Source organism: Colwellia sp. D2M02, from assembly GCF_018860755.1.
GTDB lineage: Bacteria > Pseudomonadota > Gammaproteobacteria > Enterobacterales > Alteromonadaceae > Colwellia > Colwellia asteriadis.
In genome coordinates, this window is record NZ_JAHKPW010000036.1 from 22,041 (window position 1) to 38,792 (window position 16,752).

The 16,752-nt window shown below is 36.9% G+C and carries 19 protein-coding genes; 14 read left to right on the forward strand and 5 right to left on the reverse strand.

Annotated elements, in window-relative coordinates:
- The first annotated feature begins 91 nt into the window (after positions 1-91).
- The 9 genes from KO495_RS05645 to KO495_RS05685 all read left to right on the forward strand — a co-directional run bounded on the left by KO495_RS05645 (position 92) and on the right by KO495_RS05685 (position 9,145).
- A complete protein-coding gene (locus KO495_RS05645) occupies positions 92-1,171 on the forward strand; it encodes a pilus assembly protein PilM (protein ID WP_215979424.1) in 1,080 nt (359 codons plus the stop codon).
- Positions 1,159-1,734, forward strand: a complete 576-nt coding sequence (locus KO495_RS05650) for a PilN domain-containing protein (protein WP_215979425.1) — start codon at positions 1,159-1,161, stop codon at positions 1,732-1,734. Before KO495_RS05645 ends, KO495_RS05650 begins: the two co-directional genes overlap by 13 nt.
- An 11-nt stretch (positions 1,735-1,745) precedes the next feature.
- On the forward strand, positions 1,746-2,342 hold the full coding sequence (gene pilO, locus KO495_RS05655) for a type 4a pilus biogenesis protein PilO (protein WP_215979426.1): 597 nt from the start codon (positions 1,746-1,748) through the stop codon (positions 2,340-2,342).
- Positions 2,339-2,884, forward strand: a complete 546-nt coding sequence (locus KO495_RS05660; RefSeq protein ID WP_215979427.1) for a pilus assembly protein PilP — start codon at positions 2,339-2,341, stop codon at positions 2,882-2,884. Before pilO ends, KO495_RS05660 begins: the two co-directional genes overlap by 4 nt.
- Positions 2,885-2,895: 11 nt before the next feature.
- Positions 2,896-4,965 (forward strand): type IV pilus secretin PilQ family protein, encoded by a 2,070-nt coding sequence (locus tag KO495_RS05665; RefSeq protein ID WP_215979428.1) that lies wholly within the window; start codon positions 2,896-2,898, stop codon positions 4,963-4,965.
- Positions 4,966-5,205: 240 nt separating this feature from the next.
- Complete coding sequence (aroK, locus tag KO495_RS05670; protein WP_215979429.1) at positions 5,206-5,724, forward strand: shikimate kinase AroK; 519 nt, start codon at positions 5,206-5,208, stop codon at positions 5,722-5,724.
- 58 nt (positions 5,725-5,782) lie between these two features.
- Positions 5,783-6,847, forward strand: a complete 1,065-nt coding sequence (gene aroB, locus KO495_RS05675; RefSeq protein WP_215979430.1) for a 3-dehydroquinate synthase — start codon at positions 5,783-5,785, stop codon at positions 6,845-6,847.
- A gap of 60 nt (positions 6,848-6,907) precedes the next feature.
- Positions 6,908-8,272 carry a hypothetical protein gene (locus KO495_RS05680; RefSeq protein ID WP_215979431.1) on the forward strand — a complete coding sequence of 455 codons (1,365 nt, stop codon included), beginning with the start codon at positions 6,908-6,910 and terminating at the stop codon, positions 8,270-8,272.
- A gap of 54 nt (positions 8,273-8,326) precedes the next feature.
- Positions 8,327-9,145, forward strand: a complete 819-nt coding sequence (locus KO495_RS05685; RefSeq protein WP_215979432.1) for a Dam family site-specific DNA-(adenine-N6)-methyltransferase — start codon at positions 8,327-8,329, stop codon at positions 9,143-9,145.
- A gap of 40 nt (positions 9,146-9,185) precedes the next feature.
- Here the strand turns inward: KO495_RS05685 and KO495_RS05690 are convergent, their stop codons facing one another.
- The 3 genes from KO495_RS05690 to KO495_RS05700 all read right to left on the reverse strand — a co-directional run bounded on the left by KO495_RS05690 (position 9,186) and on the right by KO495_RS05700 (position 10,493).
- Complete coding sequence (locus KO495_RS05690; RefSeq protein WP_215979433.1) at positions 9,186-9,374, reverse strand: DUF2970 domain-containing protein; 189 nt, start codon at positions 9,372-9,374, stop codon at positions 9,186-9,188.
- Positions 9,375-9,400: 26 nt separating this feature from the next.
- Positions 9,401-9,718 carry a hypothetical protein gene (locus tag KO495_RS05695; RefSeq protein WP_215979434.1) on the reverse strand — a complete coding sequence of 106 codons (318 nt, stop codon included), beginning with the start codon at positions 9,716-9,718 and terminating at the stop codon, positions 9,401-9,403.
- A gap of 100 nt (positions 9,719-9,818) precedes the next feature.
- Complete coding sequence (locus KO495_RS05700) at positions 9,819-10,493, reverse strand: TorF family putative porin (RefSeq protein ID WP_215979435.1); 675 nt, start codon at positions 10,491-10,493, stop codon at positions 9,819-9,821.
- Positions 10,494-10,782: 289 nt separating this feature from the next.
- Here KO495_RS05700 and rpe point away from each other — a divergent pair, with 289 nt between their 5' ends.
- Together rpe and trpS are read left to right on the forward strand one after the other, a co-directional pair.
- Positions 10,783-11,457 carry a ribulose-phosphate 3-epimerase gene (gene rpe, locus KO495_RS05705; protein ID WP_215979436.1) on the forward strand — a complete coding sequence of 225 codons (675 nt, stop codon included), beginning with the start codon at positions 10,783-10,785 and terminating at the stop codon, positions 11,455-11,457.
- 43 nt (positions 11,458-11,500) lie between these two features.
- Entirely contained in the window at positions 11,501-12,505 is a 1,005-nt protein-coding gene (trpS, locus tag KO495_RS05710; protein ID WP_215979437.1) for a tryptophan--tRNA ligase, read from the forward strand.
- Between the two features lie 106 nt (positions 12,506-12,611).
- On the opposite strand, the gene KO495_RS05715 is transcribed toward trpS, so the two are convergent.
- Positions 12,612-13,583, reverse strand: a complete 972-nt coding sequence (locus tag KO495_RS05715) for an FHA domain-containing protein (protein WP_215979438.1) — start codon at positions 13,581-13,583, stop codon at positions 12,612-12,614.
- Positions 13,574-14,830: a serine protease gene (locus tag KO495_RS05720; protein ID WP_215979439.1), complete on the reverse strand. Its 1,257-nt coding sequence runs from the start codon at positions 14,828-14,830 to the stop codon at positions 13,574-13,576. Before KO495_RS05720 ends, KO495_RS05715 begins: the two co-directional genes overlap by 10 nt.
- Before the next feature lie 305 nt (positions 14,831-15,135).
- On the opposite strand from KO495_RS05720, the gene KO495_RS05725 reads away from it, so the two are divergent.
- Genes KO495_RS05725 through KO495_RS05735 form a run of 3 tightly spaced genes read left to right on the forward strand, consistent with a single transcriptional unit; the run spans position 15,136 to position 16,545 of the window.
- On the forward strand, positions 15,136-15,405 hold the full coding sequence (locus tag KO495_RS05725) for a DUF3081 family protein (RefSeq protein ID WP_215979440.1): 270 nt from the start codon (positions 15,136-15,138) through the stop codon (positions 15,403-15,405).
- Positions 15,398-16,054 (forward strand): HAD-IA family hydrolase, encoded by a 657-nt coding sequence (locus KO495_RS05730; protein ID WP_215979441.1) that lies wholly within the window; start codon positions 15,398-15,400, stop codon positions 16,052-16,054. Before KO495_RS05725 ends, KO495_RS05730 begins: the two co-directional genes overlap by 8 nt.
- Before the next feature lie 8 nt (positions 16,055-16,062).
- Positions 16,063-16,545 carry a CIA30 family protein gene (locus tag KO495_RS05735; protein ID WP_215979442.1) on the forward strand — a complete coding sequence of 161 codons (483 nt, stop codon included), beginning with the start codon at positions 16,063-16,065 and terminating at the stop codon, positions 16,543-16,545.
- The last annotated feature ends 207 nt before the right edge of the window (positions 16,546-16,752 follow it).

Below are 16,752 nucleotides of genomic sequence, written 5' to 3' on the forward strand. Positions count from 1 at the left end.
TAATACTAGTATATCGTGTAAAAGCATGTAATAAATGTATTTATGCGTATTTTACGTCTAAAATAATTACAAAAAATATTTGCGGGTTCTTATGCTGGACAATTTATGGAAAAAGAAAGTCCCGATGATGGTTGGGATTGATATAGGCTCACATTCAGTAAAAGCTGTGTTATTAAGTCAAGGTGCTGAAGGATATATTCTAGAAGATTATGCCATTGAGCCGATGGCGCGTGGCGCTGTAATCGATCGTGAAATTCAAGATATTGAAGCGGTTGGTAGTGTGATTGAAAAAATAAGAAAAAAAATATCACTCAAAGCAACAGACGCAGCAGCAGCTGTTTCAGGGCAAACGGTTATTACCAAAGTTATTTATATGGATGTTGCATTAAATGAGGAAGAGCTGGCTAGCCAAATAGAAATAGAGGCTGATAGCTTAATCCCCTTCCCATTAGATGAGGTCAGCCTTGATTTTGAAACTTTGGATATTAATGAATCTGATCCCAGTAAAGTTAATGTTTTGTTAAGTGCAGCGCGTACTGAGTCGGTTGAGGCTAGAGTTGCGGCCTTAGAAGCTGGAGATTTTTCAGCAAAAGTTATCGATGTTGAATCTTATGCCGTAGGGCGTTCATATGACTTATGCCTATCTCAACTTCCAGAAGATGCCGAGGATAAAGTTGTTGCAATTGTCGATATTGGGGCAACGGTTACTTTATTTTCTGTTACTCAACAAGGTAAACACATTTATAGCCGCGATCAAATGTTTGGTGGTGAGCAATATACGCGTTCGATCGTCTCTTACTATAATAAATCTTTTGATGATGCGGAAAGAGCAAAGGTAAGTAACGACTTACCTCCTAATTATACATTTGAAGTGCTCGCTCCTTTTCATACTGTACTGATGCAGCAAATTCGCCGTGCTATTCAAATGTTTTTAACAACTAGTGGCCAAACAAAAGTCGATTACTTGTTGATTTCAGGTGGTACGGCAAAACTTGAAGGGGTTGAAGCGCTATTATCGGAAGAAATAGGTATTTATACCGTTATTGCTAACCCTTTTCACGGCATGGCTTTAGGTTCATCAGTTAATAGTGAAGAGCTTGCTATTGTTGCACCGCAATTAATGGTTGCAACAGGTTTAGCGTTAAGGAGTTTTACCCCATGGCACATATAAATCTACTCCCTTGGCGTGAAGCCTCACTAAAAAGAAAAAAGAAAGAGTATTTTACTATTTTAACGGCGGTAGGTTTAACTGCTCTAGCGTTAGTTTTAATTGTTAATTTTTACTATCAAGCGCGAATTGACGGACAAAATAGTCGTAATCAATTTCTCAAAAACGAAATAGCGCAACTTGACATTCAAATTAGCGAGATAAGAACACTTAATGAAAAAAAAGATGCCTTACAAAAACGTATCGATGTAATTGAACAATTACAGCGTAGCCGAAACGTGGGTACTCAAGTACTTGATGAAATAGCAAAAATAGTGCCTAATGGCATCTATATTACCCAGCTTGAAAAGCAAGGGAATGTTATTTATTTAACAGGAAAGAGTGAATCTAATAACCATTTAGCTAATATGATACGCGCTATTGAACTATCTGATTTATTTACAGATGCAACACCAGAGTCAATTACTGCTGATGATGATTCACCGAAATTGCTAAGTAGCTTTAAAATGAAAGTAAGAATTAAAGGCTTAATTGCAAATCCAAGTGCAACATTGGCGGCTAAATAGGGAGTTTAAAGATGAAGTTTGATGCATCGCAATTTGATAACCTCGAACTTGATAACATAGGGCAGTGGCCAGCAGCGGCTAAGTTGGTATTAGCAATATTTTTAGGTGTACTTGTATTAGGCCTAGGGTATATGGGGATTATTAGTAATCAATTAACCCAACTGGAACGCTCCTATGCAGAAGAGAAAATATTAAAAGATTCGTATAAAACCAAATATCATATTGCGGCTAATTTAGAGTTATTTCGCGCGCAAATGGTAGAAGCTGAAGATACTTTTGCTAATCAATTAAGAAGTTTGCCTAACAGTCATGAAACGCCTGGTTTACTTGATGATATTACTTTCATTGGTACTACAAGCGGTTTAGATTTTGTTAAATTAGAATGGCAGCCAGAAATCAGTAAAGAAATCTATATCGAGTTACCTATTGATATTGAAGTGATTGGTCCTTACCACGCTTTTGGTCAATTTGTGAGTAAAATCGCAGGGTTGCCAAGAATTGTTACTTTACATGACTTTATTATTAACATTGCTGAAAATGATAATGAAACGCTTAATTTAAAGTTACAAGCTAAGACCTACCGTTATCAAGAGGAGGTAGTTCAATGAAGCGTCTAAATTACCGCTCTTTATTGGTTGCGTCGATACTATCAGTATCATTAACGGGTTGTTTTGATGATACTAAAGACATTGAAGCACATATGGAACAAGTAAAAGCAACTACAACAAACTATATTGAACCTATGCCTGAAGTTCATGCATTCATTCATATCGCCTATTCAGCGCAAGAGCAACGTAGCCCCTTTGTACTGCCTAAGCCTGAAGTAATAGAACAAAAAATTCAACAAGTATCAGGTTGTTTAAGTCCTGATAGTAATCGACGTAAACAGCCATTAGAAAAATATGCACTCAGTGATTTAGTTATGAAGGGCACATTAGGTGACGAAAATAAACTTTGGGCACTACTAGAAGCTTCAGATTTAACCTTGCATAGAGTTTCTATTGGTAATTATTTAGGACTCTACCATGGAAAAATTACACAAGTGAGTACAACAAAAGTAAAAATTATGGAGTTATCCCCAGATGGAGCAGGTTGTTGGGTTGAGCGTGAAGCAGAATTGGAAATTGTTAAATCAGAGCCAAATAAGTAAAGGAAATAATAATGTTATTTAATAAAATCAAAAATCACCAAGGCTTTAGCAAATTACCACTCTGTTTAGTTTTGTTACTTTGTTTTGCGGCTCATATTGTTAATGCGAATGAAAATAATGATGTTAGCCACCTCAGTGAAATATCGTATAACACGCTACAAGCTGATCAAATTGAGCTAGTTTTTAAGTTTGACCGTAGTATTAGCGAGTTACCTGAAGTAAACACTTCAATGACTCCCGCATTTGTGAAAATTAATTTTGGTGCTGCTACTTATGCTCAGCACTTACAAAAAACACTTGTTCAACATGCTGGAATTGAAGAAGTAACTATTGATACATCTACGGGTAACATGGTGGCAAGTATTCAGTTAGAGAAACTCTCAGTATTTGATGTTGCTTTAACAGATGATAAAGAATTTTCTATTACTTTTAATTCAGGTTCATCTGCAGAGGTTGTTGAGAGTTTAAGCCCTGCTGGAAAAGCATTTATTAACCAAGTTGAATCGATTGACTTTAGATTGAATGAGAATAATGACGGACAGCTACTTATTTATCTTAGTGACAGTACATTAGCAGCAGACGTTAATGACAAGTTAGGCAAGGTGAATGTTGAATTACATAATACTAATATCAGTGATGAATTACTTTATAAACTTGATGTAACTGATTTTGGTACTGTTGTTAAGGGCATTGAAACTTTTAAAGATGGCCGTAATGCACGTTTTGTACTTGATGTTGAAAGCAACTTTACTTTCTCGCAAGAGCAAGAAGGTAATTTATTCATTTTAACCGTACAAAAAGAGGCGGAGAAAGCTCCTTCATACTTAGGTGAAACCGAAGATTTTACTGGCCGTGGCATTTCATTTAGTTTTCAAGATATCCCTGTAAGAACGGTACTGCAATTAATTGCGGATTATAACGACTTTAACTTAATAACAAGCGATACAGTAACGGGTAACATTACGCTACGTTTAGACGGTGTACCTTGGGATCAAGCATTAAGCATTATCCTAAAAGTTAAAGGTTTAGATAAGCGCATGCAGGGTAACATTTTAATGGTTGCTCCGGCTGATGAATTGGCCGCACGTGAAGCACAAACTTTACAAGCGCAGCAACAAGTTGAAGAGTTAGCGCCTTTATACTCTGAATATGTACAAATCAACTATGCTAAAGCGTTAGAATTTTCAGAACTTATTAAAAATGAAGATACCAGTATTTTATCGCCACGCGGTAGTGTGTCAGTTGATGAGCGTACTAATACCTTATTAATTCGTGACACCGCTAAAAGCATTGAAGATATTAAGCGTATGGTAACTATATTAGATGTTCCTGTTCGCCAAGTAATCATTGAAGCACGTATGGTAACGGTTAACGATGATTTAGATGAAGAGTTAGGTATACGTTGGGGTGTTACTAATACCGATGGCGAGAATATATCTTCAGGCTCTTTAGCTGGGGTAGACTCTGCACGAGGTGGTAATGTTCCTGACTTAGGCGATAGATTAAATGTAAATTTACCTGTTGTTAGTCCTGCTGGTTCTATTGCCTTTCAAGTGGCAAAACTAGCCAATGGTACAATTCTTGATTTAGAACTTTCAGCGTTAGAGAAAGAGAAAAAAGGTGAAGTTATTGCCAGTCCAAGAATTACTACCGCAAACCAAAAAGAAGCTTACATTGAGCAAGGTGTTGAAATTCCTTACCAAGAAGCTGCTTCAAGTGGTGCAACGGCAACTCAATTTAGGAAAGCTGTTTTAAGCTTAACGGTAACACCACATATCACACCTGATGATAAGATAATTCTTGATTTAGTGGTTACTCAGGACTCTATATCAGAGATACAAGTAGGTCTTGCTCCTTCAATCAATACTCAACGTATTGGTACGCAAGTACTGGCTGACAATGGTCAAACAATCGTATTAGGTGGTATTTACCAGCAAGAGATTATTAGCAGTGTTTCTAAGGTTCCTGTACTTGGTGATATTCCTTATTTAGGTTGGATGTTTAGTTCTAAGAGTAATAGTAATCGCAAAAAAGAATTACTAATTTTTGTTACTCCACGCATTGTCACAGAACATTTATAACATTTACTTCAATTCACTAAATAATATTCCCTTATTATTTAGTGAATTTTTAGCTTTTAAGAGTTTTTAATTAAGTTAACGGTAAACTTACTTGCAATTTGTAGTTAACAATTGCGATAATTACGCCCTTGAAATTTCCGAGGGAGACCTCTATTCCGTCAAAAGTGCTATTTTTACTATTATTTAGGTAGAAATTTCTTTTGAATGACCTGTTAACAAAACGAGTATGAAATAAATCTAATGGCAGAAAAACGTAATATTTTCCTTGTTGGCCCTATGGGTGCTGGTAAAAGTACTATAGGTAGAGAAATAGCCGACAGATTGCACCTTGAGTTTTTTGATTCTGATCAGGAAATTGAACGTCGTACTGGCGCTGATATCGCTTGGGTTTTTGATCTTGAAGGCGAGGAAGGCTTTCGTAAAAGAGAAGAAACTGTAATCGAAGACTTAAGTGAAAAACAAGGTATTGTTCTGGCTACTGGTGGTGGTTCAGTAATAAGTACTAATGTTCGCAATCGATTATCTGCTCGTGGCATTGTTGTGTATCTTGAAACAACTATTGATAAGCAAGTTGCTCGTACGCAACGTGATCGTCGCCGTCCTTTATTACAAACCTCAGAAGAGCCTCGTACAGTACTCGAAAACCTTGCTGTTGAGCGTAATCCTCTTTATGAAGAAATTGCTGATATTATTGTTAAGACTGATGAGCAAAGTGCAAAAGTTGTTGCACATAACATCATTGATAAACTTGAGTTTTAATATCGAATTTTAATCTATAGCAGTTCGACTTTTATATTTTTATCATTAGTGGCACCCTATGACTACCCTGAATTTAGAGCTTGGCGAACGCAGTTACCCTATTTTTATTGAATCAGGGTTGTTACAACAAACGTCAAAATTACCCTCGTATATTGGTGGCAAAAGAGTCTGTGTTGTTACTAATGATGTTGTTGCTCCCTTATACCTCGAGCAACTCAAAGCTAAACTCACTGACTTTATTGTTGATGACGTAGTGCTCCCTGATGGCGAAGCTTATAAAAACTTGGCTAGCTTTGAAGTTATTATGGCAAGTTTACTGAGAAATGAGCATGGCCGTGATACTACGCTTATTGCTTTAGGTGGTGGAGTTATTGGTGATATTACCGGCTTTGCTGCTGCGTGTTATCAACGTGGTATTAACTTTATTCAAATTCCGACTACACTGCTTTCTCAAGTTGACTCTTCTGTTGGTGGTAAAACTGCAGTTAATCACCCGCTAGGTAAAAACATGATTGGTGCTTTTTACCAACCTAAAGCGGTTTTTATCGACATTGACAGCCTAACTACATTACCTGTACGCGAGTTTAATGCCGGTATGGCTGAAGTGATTAAATATGGCATTTTAGGCGATCAGCGATTTTTCATTTGGTTAGAAAATAATATCGAGGCAATCAAGTCAGGTCGAAGTGATATTTTAGCTCAAATGATAGAGACTTGCTGTCAGTGTAAAGCTGACATTGTTGCTAAAGATGAAACTGAATCAGGCTTACGCGCTTTACTCAATTTAGGTCATACCTTTGGCCATGCTATTGAAGCAGAACAAGGCTATGGTAATTGGTTGCATGGTGAAGCAGTTGCTACTGGCATGGTACTTGCTGCTAAACTAGCTGTAGCAATGAATTTGCTTGAAGAGTCAGAATATCGTCGCATAGAGTTGTTAATTTCTGCATTTGACTTACCAATTAAAGCTCCGAGTAATATGGGGTTTAATGAATTTATTCAACATATGCGCAGAGATAAGAAAAACATAGCGGGTACATTACGCTTTATCGTTCCAACAGCAATCGGTAAATCGGAAATCCGTGATGATGTATCACAAGACTTACTTCAGCAAATTCTATAAATTATTTGATAGTGTCATCATAAATGACACTATCACAAATTTTCATAGAAAGGGTAAAGTATGTCTGCACTTCCAAGCAGTTCAACAGTGATTAATATAAAACCAGATAATAGCATCGCTAATATTAATGTTACGGCTCGTATTGATTATAATTTACGCTTTACTAAGCAAGCTGTACTTGTTGTAGGCGACAGTAATGATGATTATAGTCAGGTTGCTCGCCAATACCTTGTTGCCATATCAAATCAAGAAACTAACCAAGTAAATACCGCTTTTGTTTCTGCATCTTCTAAATTAAATGATATTCAGCTTCGTTGTCGCTTAATCGAACAGCTTTTCTCAAATACCTTATTTGATCCTGAGCAATCACTAGTACAAAGCGTTTTACGCTTAGCTCAGCAACAAAGTGATGTATTAACAATTATTATTGAACATGCCCAAGCGTTATCACTACAAATTAAATATGAACTATGTCAACTAGTTCAAGTAGCTAAGAAGAGCAACACGTTAATTAATGTGATTTTTTTTGGCAGCTTTGACTCAGGTAAAGAAGTCGTTGGTGATAAAACGCTATTCAAGAATAAGTTAGTGATTATTGATGCTTTAACAGGGCAACTATATAACTACGATGACCCGAAGCTGGCACCCGTAGTTAAACCGATTAAAGTGCATTTATGGCAAAAAATAGTGTTAGGCTTAAGTGTTGTTTTATTAATGGCTGCTTGCTTAGCGTTATTTATTTATATTAGCGATGTAGATAATAAATCATTGTTCACACAAACAACGGTGATGGCTGATAAAGCCAGCGAAGACTCCTTTAGTAAGCCTATAGTGACTTCTATTGATAGCTCTACTACTCCAATAACCGACAGTAACGATAAACAGCTAAATAAGCCTGCTACAACTGTTAATGAGGCTAATGCGACTGATATTTACCAAGCGCTTTTAAATGATACTGAATTGAAAGCGCCACAAGTCGCAAATAGTTCGGAAGTGTTCAACGCTTTATTGGCAACTACGTCAACGGCAGCGCTAGAAGAAGCGAGTGAAGATACGGAAATTCTGAGCCCAAATAATGAAGCAATTAAAGCATCAGAAACCTTAAAAACTAATACTTCAGAGGCTGGTTCGTACTATGCTCAAGCAGCATTGTTAGCGCCAGAGGGTTACGTTATACAAATAGCTGGATTTTTTGATAATAAACGCTTAACTGAGTTTTTAACTACTTATGAAACAATGCCTTTACATCATTACACTAAAGATCTAAATGGTAAGGAATTTACCGTCGTTACTTCTGAGAATTATGCAACCAAAGAAGATGCTAAAGCAGCAATTCAAGCGTTTCCTGATGATTTAGTAGCAAGAGACCCATGGATTAAACCCATTTCGCTTGTTCTTGCGGAAATTAATACCTTTAAAGAGTAAATCGAGCTACAATTCGCAGCGTAATTTTATTCAGATTTTAGGTTTAAGCGATTAATGAGCAAGAAGCATCGAGCATTTCTCAAGTGGGCAGGTGGTAAATATGGTCTGTCTGATGTTATTGCTAAAATGCTACCCAAAGAACAGCGTTTAATTGAGCCTTTTGTTGGCGCAGGATCGGTCTTTCTAAATACCAATTACGATCATTATATTTTGAATGATATTAATCAAGACTTGATTAATTTGTACCAAATACTGCAAAAATCTCCTGATACCTTTATTGCCGACGCGCGAAAAATATTTAATCCTGAACATAATGAAGCGGACACTTATTATCAATTAAGAGCTGAATTTAACGCTAGTAAAGATAGCTACTTTCGTTCGCTTATTTTTCTTTATATGAACCGCCACGGTTATAACGGCTTATGTCGATATAATAAGTCAGGCGGTTACAATGTTCCTTTTGGTAAATATAAAAAGCCTTACTTCCCTGAAGTTGAATTAAATTTTTTTGCTGAGAAGAGCCAAAAAGCTACATTTGTTTGTGAAGGTTATCGCAAAACATTCGCTAGAGCACTGCAGGGCGATGTTATCTATTGTGATCCTCCATATGTCCCATTAAGTAAAACAGCAAGTTTTACCAGTTATTCAGGTAATGGCTTTGGTTTAGATGAACAGGCTGATCTAGCTAATGTCGCAGAAGAAGTGAATGAAGCTAAAAATATTCCGGTATTGATTTCAAATCACGATACTATTTGGACGCGTAAGATTTATGAGCACTCAGCTAAAATAAAATCAATTCAAGTGGCTAGAACAATTAGTCAAAATGCAGGGCAGCGTAAAAAGGTTGCTGAATTATTGGCTTTGTATAAGTAACCTGAGCTCGGGATAGTAAACCCTAAACTGAACTTTCGATTTAACTATTTACTAAGACTAACTGCACAATTAAAACAAGCGATGCAATAAATGCAATCGTCAATATTACGCCTGCAACAATAAAGTGAGATAGCTTTCCTTGGGCGAAATCTTGTTTGCGGTTCTTATGGCTCTGCACTCCAAAAAAGGCAGCGAATACACTCTTAAATATTTGTTTAGCATTTCTCATAGTGTTTACCGCTTAACTATTTTTAATTAATCAAAACTATAATGTACTAACTCTATTAAATCTAAAAATTGTCGGTGAGTTGACTTGCTCTCTCCAGCAAACCACGCCCACCAACTTTTGTTGGGCCTATAAACGGCATTACAGGGATGGTTACTGTGACTTAATGGTAATTCAGACTTCAGTGTAGTGCAGTCTTTAAGAATGTTTTCATATTGAGTTTGCTTGGCGTGAATATTATTTACGCTATAACGATAAGTGCAAGATAAAGTTAATGCAATAATAAAGACTAAACAGAGTCTTTTAGGCTTGGTTAAAGTTATATCTGCCAGCATCCGTATTGACATGATTTACTCTATTACATAAAAAAGGTGTGATCGATTATAACCGAATCACACCTTTATGTCTTTGTTTGAATTTTATACTAATTTGTATCTTTAATTATTTTTATAAATCAATATCTATACTGTAAGCAATATAAGCTTTTATATCGCCTGCAGCACCATCTAAATCCGTTGCTGATGCACCTAAGGTAAAGCCTGATTTGTTAAAGCTCACACCATAATCAATAGAATCTTCACTAAGCCAATCACCAGAATATGAGCCTAAGTGCAGGGTGATATCGGCATCGTTTGCTAAAGCAAAACTGTAATCAGCACTGGCGTATATAGTGTCACCTACATCAGCTCCTTCACCAGAGGTTAATACGGCTACCCCTAAAGTCAGTGCTTCAAAAGTTACGCTGGCATAAACTTCAGAAAAATCGGCATCACCTGTAGTTTCATCTGGGTAAGCATAATAAATAAAGCCGACATCATAAGATAAACTGTCATTAATATCTGCAGAGTAACCACCATATAAATCTAACTCATAGCTCATATCATTGTTAGCCCAGTCGGCATTAGACACCCAAGTGCCAGCATAAAATCCTGAGCTATCTTCGTAATCAATACCACCTGATATTGCGGCAGAGCCATTAGTTTGTTCTAAACCACGCCATAAATAATTTGAAGTTGCGCCAACATTAGCAGATAGGCCTTCAGTTGCCTGTGCAGTGTTAGAGATAGCGATAGTACTGAAAACCAAACCAGTTAACGTAATAGGTAAAAGTATACTTTTCATATTATATTCCTAAGTGTTTATGTTGACGTTAAGTTTTATTCTAGTTACAGATAGAGCAAAAATAATGCCTATGAAAAAAAATAAGTAATATAAAAAATAACGATATTAATAACAGTGGCTTAGGAGGTTTAAATGAATTATATAATCAAGGGTGATTGTTTTTTATGCTCCTTAACGGTGCGGTTTTGTTAAAACTGCACCAGATTAATAGGTACAGTTATCACTTTCATATTCGCATTTCATTTTGGCTTGGGTATAATGTGGGCTGTTTTTTCAGGAATATACCATTATGCCTTCATACTTAATTGCTCCATCAATACTTTCTGCTGATTTCGCTCGTTTAGGTGACGATGTAGCTAAAGTACTTGCTGCAGGTGCAGATGTTGTTCACTTTGATGTGATGGACAACCATTTTGTGCCTAACTTAACATTTGGTCCTATGATCTGTGAGTCGTTAAGAAGTTACGGTATTACAGCGCCTATTGATGTACATTTAATGGTAAAGCCGGTTGATAGTTTAGTGCCTAGCTTTGCTAAAGCAGGAGCTGATATTATTACCTTTCATCCTGAAGCTAGCGATCATATTGATAGAACTTTACAGCTAATTAAAGATAATGGTTGTAAAGCGGGTTTAGTGTTAAATCCAGCAACACCTCTGCATTGTTTAGACTTTGTGATGGATAAACTTGATGTTATTTTATTGATGTCGGTGAATCCTGGCTTTGGTGGGCAATCATTTATTCCAACTACTTTAGACAAAATTCGCTTAGTCAAAGAAAAAATTATCGCTAGTGGCCGAGATATTCGCTTGCAAGTTGATGGCGGTGTTAAGGCAAGTAATATTGCTGAAATTGCGGCGGCAGGTGCTGATATGTTTGTTGCCGGTAGCGCGATTTTCTCACAGCCAGATTATAAAGTCGCCATTGATGATATGCGCGCAGAATTAAAAAAAGTAACGCCATAGCCGTTACGATAAAATAACGATTAAAGTAATTTAAAGGAAAATCATGAGTAAACCTATTGTATTAAGTGGCTGTCAGCCTTCAGGCGAATTAACTATTGGTAATTATTTAGGCGCATTAAAGCAATGGGTAAATATGCAACCAACCCATGAGTGTTATTATATGTTGGTTGATCAACACGCTATTACCGTTCGCCCTAAAGCGGCTGACTTACGTAATGCTACCCTTGATGGTTTAGCGCTATATTTGGCTTGTGGTGTTGACCCAGAACAAAGCACTATTTTTATTCAGTCACATGTACCTGAGCATGCACAACTTAGTTGGGTACTAAACTGTTACACCCAAATGGGTGAATTAAACCGTATGACTCAATATAAAGATAAGTCACAAAAATCTGAAGCGAATATGAACTCAGGCTTGTTTACTTATCCAGTATTAATGGCGGCAGATATTTTACTTTATGGTGCCGATACTGTGCCGGTAGGTGACGACCAGAAGCAACATTTAGAGTTAGCACGTGATATTGCAACACGCTTTAATAATATTTATGGTGATATTTTTACTGTCCCGGATCCTTTTATTCCACAGCACGGCGCTCGTGTCATGAGCTTACTTGAACCAAGCAAGAAAATGTCTAAGTCGGACACTAATCCGGGTAACTTTATTGGTTTATTAGAAGACCCTAAAAAAATTAGTAAAAAGATTAAGCGTGCGGTCACTGATTCAGACGAGCAAGCACGTATTTATTACAACATTGAAGAAAAGCCAGGCGTGTCTAATTTATTATCGCTATTATCATGCGCAACAGGAAAAACCGTCGCTGATTTAGTGCCTGAGTATGAAGATAAAATGTATGGTCATTTAAAAGGTGATGTTGCTGATGCTGTCGTTGCCATGCTTGAACCTATTCAAACTAAGTTTCATGAATACCGCGCAGACCAAAGCTTTTTAGAGCAAGTAATGCGCAGTGGCGCACAAAAAGCTTCTCAAAAAGCGAGCCCAATTTTAACTTCTGTGTATGATGCGGTAGGTTTTATTCCTCGCCCATAAATAGAAAGCTAGATTAATAAAAGCCCCCAAGCATTGTGATGTTTGGGGGCTTTTTATATTGGTTATATTCTTATTTAAAATAGCGAAATGGCTCTACAGATAATTATTACTCTTCTTCTTGAATAGACTTTTCAGCATCAATAAACAGTTGCTTACTTTGCTCAACAAAATCATCTACGCTACTACTTGGTGCAAGCAAAAAGCTTGGATCCATAATGGTCGCGTTATAGTTTGGATGAGGATCAAATTCAGGCTTGTTACTATACTGTACTAAGTAGCCGCCACCGAACAGTAATACGGTTAAACCTAACGCGGTAACCATTCTACGTTTTGCAGTCATATGAAAACCAATATAACTGTTGAGCCATAATAGGGTGAAAGTTAATGCAATAGGTACTAAGTTAATAAGAATTAGCATTACAGAATGACTAGCAGTATTAAACGCGACAATATTTTCCAATAAATCACTGAGCCACATTAAATTAAATAATGCAAAGCTGACCCCTAACTGCGCCATAACACGAGCATCATTTTTAGTTAAATGTGATACTAATGCGACAGCCGCAGGCCATACCCCAAATAGCAAAGACATGCCTATAGCGCTAACAAGTAGTTGGCTTAAGTTACTTTCTATTGGGTTGTTTAAATAGAAAACACCACCGGCAACCATAATAAAAATAGCAATGCTTAAGGTCAGTGCTATTGGACTGCGTAACAAGTCGATTAAGTTTTCAAAGGCACTAAAAGGTACAGTAGGCGCTACTTTATGGTCTCGAAATACAATACGGAGTTGGCTTTTTCCTAAATTAATAATATCGCCGTCTTCAATGATATGCTGGTTAGCTGATTGCTTTTTATTGCTAGCATTTTCTAGAAAGGTGCCATTAATCGTATTCTTGTCAGTTAACGTCCAAACACCGTCATTAAAATTGATATCAAGATGCTGTGGACAAATATGTGGATCGGATAAAATAATATCGTTGTTATAATCACGGCCAATACGAACTGTGCTTTTATTTAACTGGTGACGATGTAGTAATTTTTGACCACGGCTAATTTCCTCAATAATTATTTCCATGATACAGCCTCCATAAATTTATGGGTAAAGGCCATCGCATTTTTCTGGCTAACACCGGCAATAGTAAAGTGACTGACCAATGCTTGTTGGCCTTTATCAACTGAGGCACCTAAATATAAAACATCAAATAGTTTGGGAAAGTCTTTATAAGCACGAGTACAAAAAATACTTTTGCTTGTCATATTATTATTTTGCGGTGTGGTTAAGTCGTGCTGACATTGAAACTCGCTGACATCACCTTTACCAGCACGATTTCCTGCGCCAGCTCTTGCTATTTGTTGTTGATATAAATGATAGAACTTACTATCGCTCAACTCTTTTGCTTGCATGTGTTTGAACTCTATTTCAATATTCCCAGTAAATAAGTTCGCGGCTAAATAAGTATCTTCGTCTAAAGAGCAGTTAGCAACAGCGGCTAAAATTAAGGCATCACTCTTATCGGTATTTGAGTCACCCCAACAACGAATAAAAGGCACATCAATAATCGGAATAATTCCGTTGGCACCTAACTGTTTTGGTTGCCATGGACTATTAAGTAGCGTTGACATTAGCTCGTTCTGACTTGCTAACAGTTGAGATGCCATTTGTTTTTTTATGTCAGCAGGAGGTGATTTCTTAAACTCAGCATAGAGCTTTATTAATTTTCCGTGTGGAACGAGAAAACCTATTTGGTTACCTGAGGTGGCAACATTAATACCAACCACTTCCGCGTCTTTATTTACTACCGGACCCCCACTCATTCCTGAGTTAATTGAGCCGGTGAAGTGAATGCGATCACTAAATGATTCTTTTTTTAGACCATTGTATGTTCCTGGAACAACAATCATTCCTAAGTCATGTGGGTTACCTAATGAGAATAGTTTTTCACCTTTTTGAGGTGAGCTTTTCGAAAGTAAAAAATAATCCATGGGGGCAGTAACTTCGCGCTCAACTAAAGCAAGATCGTTAATTACATCAACACTTTTAAGTGTTAATTCGCCAGTATTTCCTAAGTTATCTAAGTATTCAATACGGTATTTAGTGGGATGGCGAGCATAACTTGAAATAACATGATAATTGGTTGCTATCATGCCATCGCTACTAATTTGAAAGCCAGACCCTATTGAAGATTTTTCTCCACTGGCCTTATCAATAAGCTTAATTTGATACAATGATGATGTTAATTGAGCAAAAATTTCTTCTGCTTGCTCGGCGGCGTGACTGGTAAAACTTACCAGTATAAAAAATAAGGTAAAAATCGCTTTCATTTATCTTCCTAATGAGAATGTCCAATACCATTGTGCCATTGTTTAGCCGCTAAAAATAGTCATAGTAAATATCATTTTTTGTTCCGTAAATTCACAATATTACGTGGGAATTTTATTTCACTTAATTACAAATATTATTATTATTTGCGCTGACACTACAATACATGTAGCCGTTATAATTCTTTGTTTATGGTGAACTTTTAGTATTAACTCATCGTATTAACTTGTTAAGGTTATATAGCTACTACTTTCACCTATTATATTTTGCTATATAGAGTCTGACACTTTATCCATTAGGAGCAGTGATGCACCAACCACAATTAAGCTTAAAACAATATTTAAAAGCCTTTAATATCATCACTTCAAAAGGGGACAAATCAAAGCATCGTTATTGTTTAGATAATGTTGATGCTTGGCATGATTTTGATGGTTATACCTGCTTTTTAGGTTATAAAGACTTAACCTTGACCCTATTATTTCATGGCAGGTACGCATTTGATTATCAGCATGAAGAAACCTTAACTGCTTTTTTAGCCTTACTTACAGAAATGCTAAAGGATAATCGCAGTGACTAATTTATTATCAGGTTTTGAAAATCATGTGTTAAATCATCATCAGGTGCTAGTTGGTGACCTGAGTGGTATCATTTTTGATTTAGATAATACCTTGGTCACATCATCGTTAGATTTTGCGGAAATCAAAGCTGAGCTTAACTGCCCAGAGCATCTTGATGTTTTATCTTTTGTTGCATCGCTTCCTATTGAGCAGCAACACGCCGCCAGTGAAAAAATTGTTGAGTTTGAGATGGCTGATGCACATTCATCTTCTTTGCTTGCAGGTACTAGGGAAATTCTTGCATTGTTAACCTCGCTAAATTTACCATTTGCTATAGTCACGCGAAATTGTAAAGCGGCAGCACAGGTAAAATTAACAAAAAATGATTTAACTGTTGATTTGGTATTAACACGAGAGGAGCATAAAGCGAAACCAGCGCCAGATGCCTTACTTCATATTGCTGACTTATGGCGGTGTCCGCCAGAAAAGTTACTCTATGTAGGTGATTACCTTTACGACATACAAGCGGCGAAAAATGCTAATATGCCTTCATGCTTATTAACTTTTGGTGAGCAATCGCCTTACGCCCATTTAGCTACCTTAGTTGCCCAAGATTTAAGTGAGTTAAATAAAGCGCTGACCTTAGCATTTAGTGATGTGAATCATTAACCTCTAATATGTTAATTAACTTTACTGAGTCAAACGAAATAAATTACTGGCGTGTCTCGAATGACAGCGTTATGGGTGGTGCTTCATCGAGCCTAATGTTGATTGAAGGCAATTATGGGCGTTTTTTCGGTAACATTTCACGGGATAACAATGGTGGCTTTAGTTCGGTCTATCGACGGATTGAATCATTAACCTCAGGTGTTGAGCGTATCCGTATTAATAGCAAAGGGGATGGTCAAACTTATCAAGTACGCATTATGTCTCATGTTGATGGTTATCGAGTTGCGTATCGTCACAATTTTGTCACCTTAAACGGCATTGAACAGCAGTTTAGTTTTAAACTGGCTGATTTTATTGCGACCTTTCGCGGCAGGCTATTACCTAATGCTCCAAAGTTAACGGCAGAAAGTGTGCAGGAGGTGGGCTTTTTAATGACTAAAAAAAAGCCAGGTAAGTTTGCTCTAATCATTAGTAATATTGAGTTTAGCTAGGGGCTGTTGATCTTTCGCGGTTAAATTTTGTTCGAGATAAAAGCGTTTTAATCGCGGCGGACAGTGTGTTGCCTAGTCATTCTAAGCAAATACTGTTCAACAAAGCGTAAAACGCTTTTAGCCGAATCCTTCGGACAGCGTTTGTTGGTCATTTTTACTGCGTTATCGCCTTTTTAGGTAACGCTACATGGATGTAGCTTATTAGAC

Coding starts and splice junctions, on each gene's coding strand:
- KO495_RS05645 (WP_215979424.1), top strand. CDS start 92: ATGCTGGACAATTTATGGAAAAAGAAAGTCCCGATGATGGTTGGGATT.
- KO495_RS05650 (WP_215979425.1), top strand. CDS start 1,159: ATGGCACATATAAATCTACTCCCTTGGCGTGAAGCCTCACTAAAAAGA.
- pilO (WP_215979426.1), top strand. CDS start 1,746: ATGAAGTTTGATGCATCGCAATTTGATAACCTCGAACTTGATAACATA.
- KO495_RS05660 (WP_215979427.1), top strand. CDS start 2,339: ATGAAGCGTCTAAATTACCGCTCTTTATTGGTTGCGTCGATACTATCA.
- KO495_RS05665 (WP_215979428.1), top strand. CDS start 2,896: ATGTTATTTAATAAAATCAAAAATCACCAAGGCTTTAGCAAATTACCA.
- aroK (WP_215979429.1), top strand. CDS start 5,206: ATGGCAGAAAAACGTAATATTTTCCTTGTTGGCCCTATGGGTGCTGGT.
- aroB (WP_215979430.1), top strand. CDS start 5,783: ATGACTACCCTGAATTTAGAGCTTGGCGAACGCAGTTACCCTATTTTT.
- KO495_RS05680 (WP_215979431.1), top strand. CDS start 6,908: ATGTCTGCACTTCCAAGCAGTTCAACAGTGATTAATATAAAACCAGAT.
- KO495_RS05685 (WP_215979432.1), top strand. CDS start 8,327: ATGAGCAAGAAGCATCGAGCATTTCTCAAGTGGGCAGGTGGTAAATAT.
- KO495_RS05690 (WP_215979433.1), bottom strand. CDS start 9,374: ATGAGAAATGCTAAACAAATATTTAAGAGTGTATTCGCTGCCTTTTTT.
- KO495_RS05695 (WP_215979434.1), bottom strand. CDS start 9,718: ATGTCAATACGGATGCTGGCAGATATAACTTTAACCAAGCCTAAAAGA.
- KO495_RS05700 (WP_215979435.1), bottom strand. CDS start 10,493: ATGAAAAGTATACTTTTACCTATTACGTTAACTGGTTTGGTTTTCAGT.
- rpe (WP_215979436.1), top strand. CDS start 10,783: ATGCCTTCATACTTAATTGCTCCATCAATACTTTCTGCTGATTTCGCT.
- trpS (WP_215979437.1), top strand. CDS start 11,501: ATGAGTAAACCTATTGTATTAAGTGGCTGTCAGCCTTCAGGCGAATTA.
- KO495_RS05715 (WP_215979438.1), bottom strand. CDS start 13,583: ATGGAAATAATTATTGAGGAAATTAGCCGTGGTCAAAAATTACTACAT.
- KO495_RS05720 (WP_215979439.1), bottom strand. CDS start 14,830: ATGAAAGCGATTTTTACCTTATTTTTTATACTGGTAAGTTTTACCAGT.
- KO495_RS05725 (WP_215979440.1), top strand. CDS start 15,136: ATGCACCAACCACAATTAAGCTTAAAACAATATTTAAAAGCCTTTAAT.
- KO495_RS05735 (WP_215979442.1), top strand. CDS start 16,063: ATGTTAATTAACTTTACTGAGTCAAACGAAATAAATTACTGGCGTGTC.